Origin of the sequence: Pedobacter sp. AW31-3R, from assembly GCF_052180285.1 — a bacterium.
Taxonomy (GTDB): domain Bacteria; phylum Bacteroidota; class Bacteroidia; order Sphingobacteriales; family Sphingobacteriaceae; genus Pedobacter.
Window position 1 is genome coordinate 5,600,292 of record NZ_CP197475.1, and the last position, 17,756, is coordinate 5,618,047.

12 protein-coding genes are annotated in these 17,756 nt (G+C 40.7%); 9 read left to right on the forward strand and 3 right to left on the reverse strand.

Going from position 1 to position 17,756, the window contains the following annotated elements; genetic code table 11:
- Window positions 1–9 precede the first annotated feature (9 nt).
- Together ACSBL2_RS22910 and ACSBL2_RS22915 are read left to right on the forward strand one after the other, a co-directional pair.
- Window positions 10–1,008 carry a Hachiman antiphage defense system protein HamA gene (locus tag ACSBL2_RS22910; protein WP_442588888.1) on the forward strand — a complete coding sequence of 333 codons (999 nt, stop codon included), beginning with the start codon at window positions 10–12 and terminating at the stop codon, window positions 1,006–1,008.
- The gene (locus ACSBL2_RS22915) at window positions 1,008–3,647 is read left to right on the forward strand and encodes a DEAD/DEAH box helicase (RefSeq protein ID WP_442588889.1); all 2,640 of its coding nucleotides are present in this window, start codon (window positions 1,008–1,010) and stop codon (window positions 3,645–3,647) included. Before ACSBL2_RS22910 ends, ACSBL2_RS22915 begins: the two co-directional genes overlap by 1 nt.
- A 105-nt stretch (window positions 3,648–3,752) precedes the next feature.
- On the opposite strand, the gene ACSBL2_RS22920 is transcribed toward ACSBL2_RS22915, so the two are convergent.
- The 3 genes from ACSBL2_RS22920 to ACSBL2_RS22930 are packed head-to-tail and all read right to left on the reverse strand — an operon-like array spanning window position 3,753 to window position 8,562.
- The gene (locus ACSBL2_RS22920) at window positions 3,753–5,702 is read right to left on the reverse strand and encodes a response regulator (protein ID WP_442588890.1); all 1,950 of its coding nucleotides are present in this window, start codon (window positions 5,700–5,702) and stop codon (window positions 3,753–3,755) included.
- On the reverse strand, window positions 5,703–6,365 hold the full coding sequence (locus ACSBL2_RS22925; RefSeq protein WP_442588891.1) for a hypothetical protein: 663 nt from the start codon (window positions 6,363–6,365) through the stop codon (window positions 5,703–5,705).
- On the reverse strand, window positions 6,355–8,562 hold the full coding sequence (locus ACSBL2_RS22930) for a reverse transcriptase domain-containing protein (protein ID WP_442588892.1): 2,208 nt from the start codon (window positions 8,560–8,562) through the stop codon (window positions 6,355–6,357). The genes ACSBL2_RS22925 and ACSBL2_RS22930 overlap by 11 nt, the downstream gene beginning before the upstream one ends.
- A 1,046-nt stretch (window positions 8,563–9,608) precedes the next feature.
- Here ACSBL2_RS22930 and ACSBL2_RS22935 point away from each other — a divergent pair.
- The 7 genes from ACSBL2_RS22935 (at window position 9,609) to ACSBL2_RS22965 (ending at window position 17,756) form a co-directional block, all read left to right on the forward strand.
- On the forward strand, window positions 9,609–10,160 hold the full coding sequence (locus tag ACSBL2_RS22935) for a Panacea domain-containing protein (RefSeq protein WP_442588893.1): 552 nt from the start codon (window positions 9,609–9,611) through the stop codon (window positions 10,158–10,160).
- Between the two features lie 11 nt (window positions 10,161–10,171).
- Window positions 10,172–10,627, forward strand: a complete 456-nt coding sequence (locus tag ACSBL2_RS22940) for a hypothetical protein (protein ID WP_442588894.1) — start codon at window positions 10,172–10,174, stop codon at window positions 10,625–10,627.
- A 393-nt stretch (window positions 10,628–11,020) separates the two neighbouring features.
- Window positions 11,021–12,253 (forward strand): acyltransferase family protein, encoded by a 1,233-nt coding sequence (locus ACSBL2_RS22945; protein WP_442588895.1) that lies wholly within the window; start codon window positions 11,021–11,023, stop codon window positions 12,251–12,253.
- Window positions 12,254–12,357: 104 nt separating this feature from the next.
- Window positions 12,358–13,125 carry a polysaccharide biosynthesis/export family protein gene (locus tag ACSBL2_RS22950; RefSeq protein ID WP_442588896.1) on the forward strand — a complete coding sequence of 256 codons (768 nt, stop codon included), beginning with the start codon at window positions 12,358–12,360 and terminating at the stop codon, window positions 13,123–13,125.
- Window positions 13,126–13,133: 8 nt separating this feature from the next.
- A complete protein-coding gene (locus ACSBL2_RS22955; RefSeq protein WP_442588897.1) occupies window positions 13,134–15,494 on the forward strand; it encodes a GumC family protein in 2,361 nt (786 codons plus the stop codon).
- Window positions 15,487–16,833, forward strand: coding sequence for a flippase (locus tag ACSBL2_RS22960; RefSeq protein WP_442588898.1), 1,347 nt, complete (start codon window positions 15,487–15,489; stop codon window positions 16,831–16,833). The genes ACSBL2_RS22955 and ACSBL2_RS22960 overlap by 8 nt, the downstream gene beginning before the upstream one ends.
- Entirely contained in the window at window positions 16,830–17,756 is a 927-nt protein-coding gene (locus tag ACSBL2_RS22965) for a nucleotide-diphospho-sugar transferase (RefSeq protein WP_442588899.1), read from the forward strand. The genes ACSBL2_RS22960 and ACSBL2_RS22965 overlap by 4 nt, the downstream gene beginning before the upstream one ends.

Sequence of the window (17,756 nt, forward strand, 5' to 3'; positions counted from 1 at the left end):
TTCTTCTAAATGACTCTTCTCAACTTAATAAACATTAACAAAAGCTGGATTGACCGTGAGCTCACGCATCATTATTCAAAAAATGCAAATAATAAGCTAAAGGTCAGGCTTTTCACCATTAAAGCCACCGGCACTACTATATCACCGAATTCGCTTGCGAACGCATTGCTGGATTTTCTACCCGACTATTTTAAGACCAAAGTTGAAATTAATGCAGAAATCAGGCGACAAATGGATGATTTTGTCGCTGAGGGGTCCACCGCCACTGAAATTGAGATGCACGAAAAAAGCATTGCTCTGGTCCAGAACCGCACCTATCGTCAGGCGTCGAAATTTTTTAATAAAAAATCAGCTAAAAATAAAACCGGAAAATATGGGGAACTATTGTTGTTCGCCTGTGCGGAGGCGCTCTTCGAGTGCAAAATGATAGCCCATAAGATTACCAATTTGACCAACTATCATGATGAGGTGAAAGGCGGGGACGGCATTTTCCTGGGCAACTATCTGCTGAGTGATTTCACAAAGAAAGCGGCTTACTTTATCGGCGAATCCAAGGTATGGAAACAATATGCTTCTGCCCAGAAAGATGCATTGGATTCGATAAATCGATTTTATGACGATGATGTACAGGCCACTTTTACAGGCCTTGAATTTTTTATTGCCAAAAAGGACATTAGTAAATTCGATGATGGCCAGATCGATATCAACCAGATTTATGACCGGCTAAACCCTACTTCGAGCGCTTTTAAAGATCAGATTGCCGTGCACCCTATCTTAATCATGTATGATTCTCCGAGTTATACCAAGCTGATGACGGCAGCTGTCGATAATGTTGCCTTGGAAGAATTGATTGCGGAATCGGTCAAAGCTAAACTGCTTAAGACACTTGAAGGCATTTCCTCAAAGGTCGGTGCTTACAAGCACCTCAATAAGGTTTATCTGGACTTAATTCTCATTCCTACCGAAAGCGTAGATGCGTTTAACAAAACCATGGACAGTCTCATTTGATGGAAGAAAATAGTTTATGTACGCAGGCTTTTAATCATCCGGATTTAAATGCAATCATCTCCGATTTATCTTTAAATCTGTTATCGGAACGTTTTAGCGCTATTGGAAAAACTAAGGTTGATCGGCAGAAATTAAAGAGAGCAGTTTGGCTGGCTTCTGTGCTTTCGACTAGTGAGGACAATCTGCACCAGAAAAGAGCGCAATTATTTGCCTCGTTATTGTTTCTGGCCTTTCAGGATGACATTGAGGTATTAAAGAGCTGTTATGTGCTTTTTTCCCGGCTGGGTAATTTGACCGGCACCAAATTTTTAGCAAACCTGTATATCGACTGTCAGCAGACTCCGGTCGATTTACAATCGAAGTATGCTTTCAATGATATGTTAAATCAGGAACTGCTCAGTCAGCGTGCGCGGCATATCATTAATACCTACAAAAATTCCTTTCTAGTCACCGAATTTCAAAAAGCACTCTGGACGAACCTGGGCACCGACAACAATCTTGCGATATCGGCACCGACCTCTTCAGGAAAGTCATTTATCATTAAGCAATTCTTGATCAATAAATTTCATGAAACCGATTCGTTTAAGGCACTTTATATCGTACCCTCGAAGGCATTGATCAATCAGGTAAGCGAGGAATTTTATCTGGAAATTGATGAGCAGACGCATATTAAAACCTCATATTTGGAGGAAGCGGAAAGGTTTGATAAGGAACTGTATATCCTCACTCCGGAAAGATGTATCAAATTCCTTGCCAGCGGAATTCCGATAACATTCATTTTCGCAGACGAAATACAAGGTGTAGAGGATCTCTCGGGCAGAGGATTGGTTTTTGAGTATGTTTATAATGAGCTGCCAATGGCCTTTCCTGAGGCTAAAATCATCACTGCAGGACCAAACATCAAGCTACCCGAAGCGACATTTTTAGAAATTTTTGAAAAACCCTGTACTAGAGTCGCTACCGCGGCCTCTCCGGTTTTCCAGCTTAAGATCATCTTAAAGTTAACAGATCACTTCAACTTTGCTGTTGAAGTGATCTCAGATAGCGGGAAGTCCCGAAAATTTATTCAGGATTTCGGTTTTAATTCCGGTTCAGTTTCGACAGAGGGTACTGCGGTCGCTAATCTGATCCATAAGATTGCGCCTAATGACATAAATATCGTTTACACTAAAGGCGGGGCGCTGGCTGAAAACTGGGCCATGAAGTATATCTTGATCGCCCCTCAGCTGGAAACCCGGGATACTGACATTAATGAACTCATCAGTTTTTTAAAAGAAGATATCCATCGGGACTATTACCTGGCTAAATGCCTTCAACACGGGGTAGCCTACCACCATGGAAGTCTTCCAGATCTGGTGCGAAAAGAAATCGAAGAGTTGTTTGCCAAGGAAAAGATTCAAACGATTTTTTGTACATCAACGCTTCTGGAGGGGGTGAATCTGCCGGCCAATAACCTATTTACGCTCCAGCCCAAAAAAGATAAATATGCTTTGAGTAAATTTGAGTTTGGGAATCTGATCGGCAGAGCGGGCAGACTCAACGCCTCCCTTTACGGGACCATATATTATATTGAACGACCAAAAGATGATATTGCGGCTTGGGAGTATTTTAATTCGGATTATAATAAACAAATCAGGACATTCTCCTCTGCGGCACTTAATTATCTTGATATCGGAGAACTGTCCCTGGAGATGAATCATATACAAAAAGAGGATGCCGAATCGACCTCCAGGGCCAGACAAATCAATGTTTTCTTAAAGCATAAGTTTATTAAGGGTGAAGAGGTTTTAATAAACTACCTTCAAAAACATGATTTTAACGAAGATCGGTTGACCCAGGTCCTATCAACCTTAAATGCGCATATGTCATCCCTGACCGTTCCAAAAAGAGTTTTGATGAATAATCCTTCAATCGACCCTTTATTACAGGACCGACTTTATAAAACCATCATTAACGGGGACATCCGGGAATGGGTCATAAATAAGAATGCTACTTTCAGTGATTATCTAAGTTTCGCAGAGGTGGGCAACACCCCTCACCACTTAAGGCCTTTTTATCTTCAGTTTGTTGCGATCGTAGAGAAGCTGGACGCCATTTTTCAGATTGTGGAAGAGTGTAAGGTCAAGTACCACCGCTGGATTTCGGCACGTTCGATGTGCCTGCAGGCCAAAAGATGGCTTTATGGCGATCCGATTGGCAAGATCATAAGCAGTAATATCGCATACCTGGAAAGTAAAAACCGTCTGGATACCAGCCAGCTGAATGAGGTTAACCGGGTCATCAATGAGACCATCAAATACAATTCGACCGTTACTACACATTTGCTTCCCAAATACATCAAAATTTTAATTGATGTACTTGATTCCATTTTGACTACAGCTCAAAAGGAAGAATATAAACTTACGCTCAGTCTGGCAACGATGCTGGAGCTAGGTACGCAGGAACCAGCGGTCATCAGACTTATTTCTGCAGGTATATCTCGAAATGTGGCCTTGAATATCTTTGATCTCTATAAGAAAAAAGTTCCCAGCTCTCAAAGGGAGAATGTCGATATTTTAAACTGGTTATCCGCGCAGCATGAAGTTGAGGGCCTGAAGCCTATTTATAACCGATACCTGAAACGATTAAAGCTATTGTAATTCTTTGCAAGAAACGGCTTGCGATAAGCTGTATTACAATGAGCCAGTAGTTAAGGTGTGTACTTAACATTAAACCATCGGCATCCTTAATAGCTAAAAGTATTGCTACATAACAATTTTTTTACCATTTTCTGTTAATAACAAGTATACAATATCGAATAAATCCTTGATCTTTTTATCAGGTAAGATTTGGCTAGTATTTCTTTTGTTTTCTTCTGTTTTCGCGTAAAAGCCAGCACCAATATCTTCACCATGAGTTAGGTACAAACCGTTTCTGACTTTGTTGAGTGCTAAAAGGTTTTGAAAATACAAAAGCTTATCAGCTGGATTAATTTTCTCTATCATAAACGCGATTTGACAGAAAAGCGCCTGTGTATAATGCTTTTTATCCTTAACGATCGTATTTTGGGTATTTATCGAAAAATATGGTGCTGTAAAACTATAAGAAGGCCGAGTTTGGAGTTTAATAAATTTGCTAGCATAGCATAATTTATAACTGAAAACTGATTGATGCATTGGAGCTCCATTTGGATCAAGCTCTACTACTACCTCCAGATAAGGGCTATTATCTTTCACATACAACCAGTTTTCAAAACCCGCAGGAACTACGCTACCACTTCTGGGTGCATTATAGCTTAATCCGTTTATATCTTTCAGGGGATAAGTAGCAAGAATTTTGTTAAATGCCACCTCCTGAATTTCATTAAAAGTGCTCCATAGGGTGATGAACGCAAGTTCATAATCGGAGTAAAAAAATGTATTTTTATCATAATCATATTGTTCATATCCCTTTTTCAACAACCCATAAAACATTTTGAGACGCTCTTGTAATCGATCCTTAAACATTCGTTGTCCCAAATTTTCTATCCCTCCAAAATTAGCATCAGATAGGATTTCTTCTATGGCGGTCCAATAAGGCTTAAGCACTTTGTACTTTTTTGCTACGCCTGTAATTACTCTTTTAAAGCTTACTAAGTTCTTTGCCGTGTAATCGGCATCGGAATAATAATTGGGCGATTCTTTGATGTACAGCTCGTCAGCGCCGTTGGAAAAGCACTCGTTAAGGCGGACAGCCTTTTCAGATGCAGTGAAAATGATAACCGGAACGTGTGGGAATTTTTCTTTAATGGCCCTAAGTAAGGCGATCGAAGGGGCCGCATTTGATTTTCCAGCTTCCAAATAAAGGTCGAGGAGGATAAGGTCAAATCCTTTAAAATATTGGATATTATTTAATTGCTTATCCTGTACTTTACTCAGATTTTCTAAAGGCGTTATTGTGGCTTTTAGCGCATGTTTAACCACATCTTCCCATCCTTGGGAGGCGTTGTCATCAATTAGCAAAACACTTTTGAAAAGGCCATGTAACGATACATCTTCAGCGGGTGTATTTTGAGCAATTTTGTTAAGGAGGTATTTAAAATACAGGTGTTGGGGGTATTTGAAAACAATCTTGTCATAGATACCTAAATTATGAGCCAACCTTATTGCACCCCATTCATTCGTAGCCTGATGCCGTTGATCGGTTTGAATCCTAATCTCAAAATCTGATGGTTTGGGTTTTTGAAATTTGTGGATAATATTATCTAAACGCATAGTACCCTCTGATATATTTAAAGGAAAAATATCTTGATAAGTCCTGAAATATACTCCCTTGTCCTGCATGAGATTATCGATGGCATTAGCCCTTAAGCTATTATTGGTGATTGTTATATCATCCCAGTCGGTAAGTATTATAGGTACATTGCTAATGTTGCAGTTGGAAAAATCTGAATATATAATGTGGCCGGCAAGCCCCATTGCACGAGACCAACCATCTGCCCCAAGATCTTTATCAATAATTAGGGCTGCTATTCCATCGTGTTCTTTTTTATCAATTGCTCTTGAAATCTGATGTTGGAAATATTCCTCACTATTTGAACTAAAAAGATGGTCGGTTTCATCAGTTTTGTTAAGTGTTTCCTCCACATTAAAAACGATTACTTTCTCTTCATCGAACCCCAATTCTGTCAATTGGGTACTGTTTTTTATAAATAAATATTTCTTACCATCCATCATCTAAAGCATATCCAAACTTCTAATAAAATCAATATCATCTTTCTTTGCAAACGTTTCGACGTACCCCGAAATATCTGTTATTTTCAAAAATTCAAGAAGTTTTTCCATGTTCACACCTCTAGCGGCTTTTTCTATTGACTCTTCCAAATCTACCATAATAGCTTTTTTGAGCTCCTCTTGAACAACTGAGCGAATTGGGTTTGACTTATCATAAAGGTGTATAATATCTTGCCTTCCTAAAATGGCAGAATCAAGGAAGTTATTCATATTTTCAAAATATTGGCTCCTATTTATCGCATAATAGGAGACATCTGGGTTAATATTTCTGAGACGTTCTTGTTTAGGGGTACGGCTTCTACTTCGGCTGCCACTGAAAAACACCAACTGCGTTTGAAAAGAAACCTGATTGATAAATGATTCTTTTAGGCTTGCTAGGATGAGGGGTTCGTTGAAACTATCGTGTATGAAGACATACTCATATTGGCGGAAGTCATGCAATAAAATCACATCATCACCTTGCTCATTTGCGCCCCATAACCCTTCAATATCAGCCCTAAGCGTCAAAAACTTTCGATGGCTTTCCTCCAGCTTAGAAATAAGCTTTGTGCTGCTTTCCGAGACTGAATGATCTTTATCATCAATAATGAGAATTTTAAATTTCATAAAAAGTAAGGATGTGTTTGAAACCTCCAACAGGCCTTGGCAATTCTTCGATTCTTTTCAATCCACCTTCATGTTCAGCAGACGAGAGCAGATGCAAAACCTTTGGCTCTTCTTCTGCGAAATCACAAGTAACCGACCAATCACAGAGTGACCTGAAATAAGTCTTATATGTAAGGGATTCTTTCAAAAAATAAATCAGCTTTTTACTATCTTTCATTGCAAGGCTTCCTTTATCGAGTATCGTAATTTCTATGGCATTACGCCCATTGTACTGTATCCTATTTGCATCGAATATGATCTCTTTATCCTCGTGCTTTACCACTTTTTCACCATTGATATTAGTATGGTCCGCAATTCCAGAAAGCAAGTATTTCAGGCCCTGGAAAATAGACGGTTGCCAAGAGTAGAATGAGGCCCTGATATCAAAAGTTCGAGGTTCTAGTTTGAAGATAATTTTATAAGTATTTATGCCTACTTCTTTAGAAACACGAAGCAGATCCTCGGTAAACCTTGTGTACTCATTCCCTAAACCATAGCGGTAATGTTGCTTTAATTTTTTTGCGTGTCCGGTGTACACAACTTCGTTATTGAAAGGATGGTTACCCGTCAATTTAAAGTATTTCTTGCCCACACCAGAAAAAAGCTCAATCAGTTTTGCTACTTCAAGTTGGACCTGTTTATTAACCCAATCAATTTCTGTGGTATATTGGCCATGAAATCTTTTTATAAAGTTTGGATGGGTGGTAACTTTTTTTATGATATCATTATACACACCTAGGTCTAACTCAGTGTCATGAACGAGTTCTTTGAAACCAGATCCATCTCCTACCTTAAACTGCTTTAAAAACATGACAGTGCTCAGAGGTCGATGGGGCAAAGGCTTGCTTGAAAACCTCTCACCCACCATATTATCGAACCGAAAAATTTCTGGCACCTTCGTACTTGCTGGGATGACCAAATCATGCTTAAGGAAACTACCAGATTTCATTCCTAGGCTACCTTCCAGCCTAACTACTAGTTGTCCAGAATTGTTCGTTTCACTTTCTATTCCAAAACCTCGATCAATTGTTTTGGAACTGCTGCTGGTGCCGGAGAGTTTCTCGAACCTTGAGCGTAACTTAAATAAAGTAGCATCATCTTTTCCTTTCACCATCATAAGATAATTCAACTTTCCTTCAATTACCTTTTCAAGCTGACGTTTTGAAGGTTTCACATACCCACGGTTTGCCTCTTCAGGTAATATAAAAATCCTTGTAGTTTCATCATATCCTATGGTTTCCCAATTTTTTAACCAAACACGGAGTTGCTTAATAAATGTGCTAGTAACATTTACCTTGTCATTTACAATGAGTCCCGTTACTTCTTGTCGAAACCCCCTTTTTTGTAAACGTGTTTTATCAGGATTAATCGAGAACCCATACTTGTTTATAATCCTATCTAGCTCTTTCATAAACTCACCATCTTTATGATACACATGGTGCATTGAGCTGAAAGTGAGATCGTCGGCATATCTCGTATATTTCAATCCGAAACGTTTGGCCACAGCAGTCAAATAGAAATCTAATTGCTGGCAAACAGCATTTGATATCAATGGGGATGTTGGCGCTCCCTGTGGCAGAACATTCCGCTTGCAAAATGAGGAAAATCCATTTTCATCTACTCTGCTTACCAATGCTTCTTGCGTTGTAATTACTGAAATGATATTTGCAACTTCAAGGCTTTTGCGTTTTTCATTGAGGTTGAATGGAGGTAGCTTTAAACGGCCCCAAATCCTTCCCTGCTCTATGGCGGTGAAAAAATCTTTAAGATCTAGGTTAAGGACATAATTTTTACCAAGGTGTGCACTGGCATTATCTAGGATACCCTTTCCTGTGATAAAACCCATCACAACATCTGAAGGCTCATAGATCGTTTGAAGAAGCAGGTTCAGGCTTTTTTGAATAGCCTTAAGACCTGCTACTGGAGCTTTGATCCTTCTTTTACTTCCGTTTTTTTTTTTAATAGAAAAACTCCTGTATCGAGCTTGGGAATCCCGGACATTAATGTAATAATTGAGTTGCCTTAGTTGGAACTCGTGAGAATGTTCTCCATAGATTATTTTCTTAGCATAGTTCAATAGCACCAGTAAATCAGCCTTGGTCTTCATTCTACCAAAGTATTTTACGATATGTGATTGTTGTCCTGGCGTTATTTTCATATGGATAAAAAAGTTCTTGAATGTTGCCACGTTTTCTTTGTATATGATTTACACAATTTCACAAAGTATAGAATCATTATTGTAATACTAAAAAGTCAGCTCAGTGTAATAGCGGTATAGCAATTACCAAAGTGACGTTTAGTCGGGAATTACTTCCTGACCACCAACCGGATACAGTTGACCAATTCAAAATCTTGGGCAACATTCAAAGAACCTTACAAATAAATATACTATCTGCGCAACTGATTTGCGTAGATAGTATATTTTATCATTTTTTTATTTGAGCCTAAAATATCCTTTTTTTTCGAGAATCTGCATAATTTCGTTATTACTCTAACGAATAAATGTTTTCATTGTGGGGATTTCAGGGATAGTAGCCATCTGATCTCAGTTCAAAATATTCAGTTCACTCTTGTTCCAGCAATGGGAAACTTTATGATAAGTTGCTGGTCAAGATAAACTTTCCCTCTGGAATTTTATCTTTTCTACTGTCAGCTCATTCCACAAGAACAATCCTACTGCAAGCTAAAATTTAGGATGGTGACTACAATAATCTCTTTTTTCTATACTGCCCCTCAATCTTGTTCTTCACCACTTTTTCAAAATTAACTATTGCCCCACAATGTTCATAAAAGTTCGACTTTACGCCTATTCCCGCTACTGAGAAAAGCCTTTAGATTTATTTCTAGAGGCTTTTATGTTTTTTAATCAGTCGGAGATCATAAGTGATGATGGTTAATCATTCCCGAACGTTTATCCCGAAGAACACACTAAAACATCACAACAACTAGTCTTGCAAAAAAAGCTAAAACGTCGCAATGATCGATATTACGACAAAATCAATCTATATTTATCGCAACACTAAAACCTGGTCACATAAAAAAAGTAAACATTCATACCCAAGAGCTATTAGAGATCAATTATTTCTATCGACCACTTCTTAGCCATACCTAATCACCTCTAAAGATCACAAACCCATTTTTCTCAATCTCTAAAAACTAATTATATTAGCATTGCATATTTAAAATATTTATTAACTTTGTATCATGCAAGCATTTAATGTAGATAAAGAGAAAACACTCAACGCTGCGCTGCTTATTCTGAATAAACTTGGTGAGGCAGACTATCATAAGATTTTCAAAATCTTATACTTTGCGGAACAGCAACACCTCAAAAATTATGGTCAGCCCTTAACTGGTGACACTTACCAGGCAATGCCCTATGGACCTGTCCCATCTTTTCTTTATGACATTTTTAAAGCCTCAGAAAACCAGAGTTCACCATTTGGTGAAGCATTGGAATTAGCTAAGGCTTTTTCCGTGAAAAGAAAAGATAAAATTCCTTTTGTAACAGCGAATAATAATGCAGATACCGATGAATTATCTGAAACCAATATCGATGCAATCCTTGCTTCTATTGAAGAAAACCATCAATTGAGTTTCAAAGAAATTACCGATAAATCACACGATACCGCATGGGCCAAGGCAGAACAAGCCGTTGAAACAGAAATGTCTTACCTGGATATCGCAGAATCCGCACAAGCTACACCTGAGATGTTAAAATACATTTCGTTGCATGCAGAAAATAATCATATATAAAGTATTCTGATATGTCCCTTTCTGATTCTTTTCCTGAACATCTCAGACAAGAATTTGCACAGCGTAATCTTAAAATTGGCTCAGTGATTCGTGTGTATGTTCAGGACACCATTCCGCCAAAAGAAAAGCGTTTTATCCTAGTTGGACAATCATATGATAAATTGATCTTTGCAACAATATTTATCAATTCAGAAATTAACCCAAACATATTTCCCCAGCAAGAGCTTAGGGATTTAAATATTGAATTAACAACCAAAGATAGAGCCTATCTTGACCATGATTCCTATGCTGATTGTTCCAATATCAAAAAGCGGAATGCAAGCTGGTTATTGGACATTATTAGCATAGATCCAGCCAGAGTTATTGGTGAAGTTTCTGAGGATGATTTAAAAACAATCAGAGAAAAAATTAAATCTGCCCGGACCATATCACCCGCCTTGAAGAAAACTTTTGGCCTTTATTTTTAACAAGTGTATCCTCACACTTAAGAAAAGCAATACTATCCCGGTAACCTGGACTTGTATACACGGTAAAATGTAACACAGACCGCCTTTAGAAATACCACCAATACTTCAATCCCGTTCACACCTGCATCCACCAAAATGCTCAAAATGAACATTCATCCTGAAGTCTAGCCTCCTACCCTCTCCCCTCACAAGCAGCTAATTATAAAATAACGTAATAAAATAAAAAACAAGCCTCTTGCTCCTGTTCATTCGCAAGGATTTCCATTCGTTTTATTCATTCCATTCATTAACCCCCTCAGCTTTAAAACTATAAGAATTCTGATTTAGATTTGAATTTACATAGTTACAAAGCTGAATATTATCGATTGACCCTTTTTATCATCTAAATACGGAATGAATATAACTCAAAGCCCCCCTCAGCATTTCTATGCCCTTGATGCCATAAGAGGAATCGCAGCTGTAATCGTTGTCCTGTACCACTGGCAGTTTTACTATTATGCAAATGACACCTGGGTAAAAGAAAGCATTGATAAGGCAGCGCTTCCCTTCTACCCTTACCTATCCGCCATCTACAATGAAGGTGCAGTCGCAGTCGACTTGTTCTTCCTCCTTTCCGGATTCATTTTCTTTTGGCTGTATGCCGAACGGATTGCCAATGGAAAAATGGACTTCCGTAAATTTATGGTCTTTCGTCTCAGCAGACTCTATCCTATCCATCTGGTGACCTTAATCTCAGTAGCCATACTCCAATGGCTGATGCTTAGGAATGCGGGACATTACTTTATCGTGCAATACAACGACACTTATCATTTTATATTGAACCTCTTTTTTATACAAAACTGGGGATTCGAGAAAGGTTTATCCTTAAACTCACCCTCCTGGTCGAGTTCTGTAGAAGTATTCCTTTACCTGGTTTTCTTCCTCCTTTGCTTCCTGAAACTACAAAACAAAAAATGGCTGTTATTCCTCTTTATCCCCGTAGGGATATTCATACAATATTATTTTAGCCTCATCGGGAAAGGAATGTACTCCTTTTTTCTGGGTGGCCTCGTTTACTACCTTTATGTCTGGATGCTGAAAGAAGACAAGGCAAAAAAATACCTGTCTGCATTGGTCATCCTTACCATTTTTATCTGGATTTTACTCTTTGCAGAATACTATTTCTCCTATCTCCGTGATATCTTCATGAAGCAGTACCTGGATATATTCCCCCATAAAACTGCTGAATCAGCACAGTCAGCCTTCGCACTGGGCAAGAACTTCGCATTCCGGACTTTCGTGTCCCCATGCACGGTATTGGCCATAACCTTGTGGGAAACCACCAAGGGCACGCTGAGTAAAAAATGGGCAGTGATCGGTGACTGCAGTTATGCCATGTATTTAATTCATTTTTCTTTAAATATTTCATTCGCACTCCTGGCTGATGCTTTTCATATCGACCGGATCGTACTCCATTCGCCCATCACTTTATTCATTTTCTTCCTGATTCTTGTGCCACTGAGTTTTTTCATACACAAACACCTGGAAGTACCTGCCCAGCAAAAACTCAGGGATAGCTTTTATAAAAGTAAGAACCGGGATGTGGGCATAGCTGAAATGAAAGTAAAAGCAGAACAAATTCCTTAGCGGCGCACCTGTTGCTTCCGCCCTGGTTAAAGCGTAATGAATGTAGTAAGATGCTGCATTCACGCTTCATTTTTTACAAAAAAACATTAATAACTACTCAATATATGGGATTGAAATTCAGCTTACCACTAATCTTGGTTTTGGCCATCATTACGGGATGCTCAGGCATCCGGAAACTTACTTACTTCAATGATATTGCAGCCACTACAGGTGTCGATTCCCTTCAGCGCATGCAGCAACTGAAAATACAATCAGGTGATATCCTACAAATCACCATTACCACGATGGATAAGGAAATATCGCAGATATTTAATCCCAACATTCCGGCTTCTGCTTCTGTTTCCACATCCGGTGGGGGGATAGAACAGGGATACCTCGTAGACAGCGCCGGTTATATCGCCTTACCGGTAATCGGGAAAATAAATGTAAAGGACAAGACCACTACCGCCATTAACGACCTGGTTACCCAGGAACTGGATAAAACCGCCCGTAATATTTTCGTATCCACACGACTGGTAAATTTCAGGGTATCCGTCCTGGGCGATGTTGCCCACCCAGGCTCCTTCCGTATAGGGGCAGAAAGGGCCTCCATCCTGGATGTGCTGAGCATGGCAGGCGATCTTAACCTCACCGCCAAAAGGGACGATATCATGGTCATCAGGGAAATCAATGGCATCAAAACCTATACTTCCGTCAACCTGAACGATAGCCAAATTTTCTCCTCCCCTTATTATTATCTCAGAAACAACGATGTCTTATATGTAAAACCCGGTCCCGACCGCAAGTTTGCGACCTCTAAAACCATACAACTTCTTCCAGCCATCATGGGCGTGATATCCCTCATTACCACCATTGTCATTTTAAACAGATGATCGATTTTATGAATCAGGAAAAAACAACAAACCACAAGAATACCGCAATAGATCTGAATGATCTATTCCAGAAGATCATATTCCATTGGCCACTGTATCTTTTGGTACTGCTGGTTACGGTTGCCGGTGCCTTCCTTTACCTGAAGTACACCACACCGATGTATATGTCTTCTGCCAAACTCTATCTGAAGGATGAAAAAAAAGGTGGAGAAGAAATGGATGCACTCAAATCCCTCTCACTTTTCAACAGCAATAAAAATATTGAAAACGAGATGGAGGTATTGAAATCTCCTGTACTGGTAGAAAAAGTGATTGCAGCCAATGGCTTTAACATCCGCTATGAGGTAAAAGGAGCTATAAAAAATGAAGAAATTTATAGCCATCCCCCACTCAGCATACGTGTGCTGAGCGATAGCTCTAAAGTTGGCACCTATATTTTTGATGTCACGCAGGAGAAGAATGTATTGAAGATAAAACAGGTGGATGCTGTCCATGGCAATAACGTCCAACTGACGGTCAGACCCGGCGAACCATTCCTCGTAGCGAAGGATAAATTTGTCATTAACCGCCCTTCTTCGGCCAATGCCGATGCAGGAGCAACCATCCGGATCAGTATAGACTCCGTGACGGAGTGTGCCTATGAAAAAATCGAAGAAATAGGCGCAGCCCTGGTTAACCGTGATGCCACGGTCATACTGCTCAGCTATAAAGACGCCGTGCCTGAAAGGGCGGCCCATTTCCTCAATGCATTGCTTGATGCCTATAATATTTATACCCTGAACGACAAGAACAGGACGGCCTTAAAAACGGTCGATTTCCTATCCGTGCGCATCGATTCGTTAAAACAGGAACTGGGACTGCTGGAAAGACAGGAAGAAAATTTCAAGATCCAGCGGGGCATCACAGATATTGATGCCGGCTCCAAACTGGCCCTGGAACAGGTAAAAGAAGCAGATATCCGGTTAAGTGAAGCGAATATGCAGCTTTCGGTTTTCGACCAGGTGGAAAGTTATGTGAACAATCCTTCTGGCGATTATCCCTTCGCGCCCGTACTCGGTAACGTTGACCAGACACTCACTTCAATGATCAACCGCTATGAGGAAATGCTCAGGGAAAAGAGACGGCTGTCACTCTCCCTCCGGCCTGCCAGCGAAATCCTGCAAAATTTAGAATCACAGATCACCGATGCCCGCAAAACCATCAGCGATTATATTGCCGGATACAGGAGGAATGCCGGCGTGGTGCAAAAAGAAACGCAGCAAAAGGTAAACCAGATACAGGGTAAAATATCCAATATACCGACCTACGCAAGAGAGTACATCAATATCAAGAGACAACAGGGCGTGAAGGAAAACCTGTATCTGTTCCTGTTAAAAAAGAAAGAAGAAGCTTCGGTGGCTTACGCCAGTAATGTGGTAGACAATAAGGTAATTGCCCCTGCTTTTGTACCGGACAAACCCATGTCTCCCAAAAAAACCATTGTATTCATTGCTTTTATCGCTGTCGGACTCCTACTCACCAGCGCCTACATCTACTTCAAATATTTCTTAAATCCCAGCGTCCTCCATAAAAAAGAAATCGAACGGGTATTTGATTTCCCTGTGATCGCCGAAATTTACCTGCAGGAAGAAGGAGAACATGATATGTCGCTCCAGAACCGTTCACTACTGGTAGAGCAGGCATTCCACATGCGTACGAACCTAAAATTCCTGCTTACAGGAGTTATCGGCAGCCCACTTATCCTCCTTACATCGAGCATTCCGGGAGAAGGCAAAACATTCCTTTCTGCCCATCTCGGAAATTCACTAACAGTGGGCAATAAAAAAGTGGTCGTGGTGGAACTGGACCTCAGAAACCCTAAACTTTCACAGTTTTTCGGGCTGGACCATAACATTGGTGTCACCAATTATATCGTTGGCAATAAAACCGTGGAAGAGATCATTAGAAAAGTACCTGGTGCAGATGAACTGTATCTCGTTTCTTCCGGAGCTATTCCACCCAATCCTATCGAATTGCTCGAAAGCAATCGCATGGGTGAATTGCTGAACAGGCTGAAAGAGCTGTTCGACTACGTGATTATTGATATGTCGCCTATCGGTATCGTATCTGATGCCAAAAGTATTGCAAACTACATAGACTGTACCCTCTTTGTGGTACGGTACAATTTTACACGCAAGTCTAAACTGGATGCGGTATCAGAAAACCTGAAAAAGGGCTTCTTTAAAAATACGGGGGTCATCTTCAACGGTATTATACAGGATAATTTCTCTCCGAATGACTATTACGGTCACTATTCGTACACAGGAAATAAACAACAGAATTATACATGGTCATCATTGGTTAAAAAAATAAAACAGCGCATTGGATAAACTACTTGAAAATAGCGGGTGGCTCCTGCTCGATAAGCTCAGTAAACTTTTTCCGGGCGTGATCATCGTGGCACTTATTGGCCGCCACCTGGGACCTGAAGAATTCGGGATGTGGAACTATGCGCTGGCACTGACCACCATTATCGGTAGTGTGGCCATACTGGGAATGGATAAGCTCGCCGTGAAAGAACTGATCAGTAATGAGCAAAGGCAGGGAACCATCGTGGCAACGATTATCCTGATGAGGATTATAGCCAGTATCATCTGCATGGCCATAGGCATAGGTATCGTACTGTTCAGCAGGCAACACCAGCAGATCTATTTGTACTGTACTATTTTTTCTGCGCTGATTATTGTCCTGCAGTCCTTTGATGTATTGGATTATTTCTACCAGGCAAAGAATGATGTAAAAAAAGTAATCATTCCGAAGGTGATGGTATTCATTACTTTCTGTGTAGTCAAACTCCTGATTATATTTCTTAACGGTACCCTGATGGTCTTTCTATGGGCATCGGTGATAGAAATGCTCCTCACCTATATGATCATCCTTGTCGTATTTGGTTACCAGAATGCTTCAGATTTCAGCTTGCGCATCGACCGGTCGCTGGCAAAAGCACTGCTGGCCAAAAGCTGGCCATTGATGCTGTCCAACCTCCTGGTGATCTTGTTTATGAAGATAGACCTGGTCCTGCTGGATGTCCTTTCCAACCCCACAGAACTGGGAAAATATGTGAGCGCTGCGCGGATTTCTGAGTTATGGTATGCCATTCCCATGGTGATATCCGTAGCCATTCTGCCAGGCCTCATCCAAAAGAAAAAGCTCAGCCAGCATGCTTACCTGCTCACCTTAGAGAAGTTGCTACGCTTGTCCTTCTGGCTAAGTACGGTGATCGCCGTTGTGATTACATTGACTGCACACCTGATTATTCCACTCCTGTACGGCAAAGATTATACGGCTGCTTCCCCAATGCTGATGATCCATATATGGGCAGGTATTCCCGTTTTTCTCAATATCGTTTTAGTGCAATATCTGTTTGTCGAAGGAGAGTATAAGATTTATCTGTATACCAACCTGGCAGGCCTGCTGGTTAATGTGGGCGTTAATTTTTTACTGATCCCGACCTATGGGGGGATTGGTGCTGCCATAGCCACTGTCGCGGCCTACCTGGCTGTAAATGGGATGTTGCTCCTGCTCGATAAAAGCGGTCAGGGATTCCAGTTCACCAAAAAAATGTTCCACCCTATACTGGCCTTTTCAGATACAAAACAAGTGTATGACAGCCTGATGGCTTTTACCGGCAATTTATTATCCACCAAACAAAAAAAGGAGTTCAAATGAGCAGCACTACACATACGCCAATCTTACTTCTGGTATTTAACCGTACTGAACAGGCAATGAAGGTGTTTGGGCAAATCAGGCTGCAACAGCCCGAACAGCTGTTTATTGCTGCCGACGGCCCAAGGCCAGACCAGCCCGGTGAAATGGAAGCCTGCGAGGCTGTCAGAACAGCGGTACTGACTGGGATCGACTGGCCCTGTAAAGTGGAAACACTTTTCCGTCCCCATAACCTGGGCTGCGGAAAAGCGGTAAGTACTGCGATCGACTGGTTTTTCAGCCAGGTGGAAGAAGGGATTATACTGGAAGACGATTGTTTGCCAGACCCTACCTTCTTTTCTTTTTGTACAGCCATGCTTGCGAAATACCGGTCAAACCAAGATATACTGCATATCAACGCAGGCAATTACCAGTCGGGCGCCTGGCGGGGAGAGGCCTCCTATTATTTTTCCCGCTATGCACATGTATGGGGATGGGCTACCTGGCGGCGCGCCTGGCAGTATTACGACTTCAGCCTTAACCGGTACAGCCATTTCCCTCCCCAAGGCCTGAATACCTTTCTTCAAGCAGAGCTGCAATCCATTTATCAGGCCCAGACCGACACCTGGGATATCCAGTGGTTCATGAGTGTGTGGTTCCATAAAGGATGGGTAATCACCCCCAATATCAGCCTGGTCAAAAATATCGGTTTTGGCAAAAACGCAACCCATACCCATTCTACCCCCAAGTGGTTCAACAAGATACGGTACGGCAAAATAGCGGAGATCAGTCACCCTGAAGGAAATTACATTGATGAAGAAGCAGACAGGTTCACTGTTCAGACCCTGTATAACCCTGGCAGCTTATCGATCAGGATCAAAAAAATAGTGAAAAACAATACCCTACTGTACAATTTCTACAAACGCATCTACAGACTAGCAAATTAA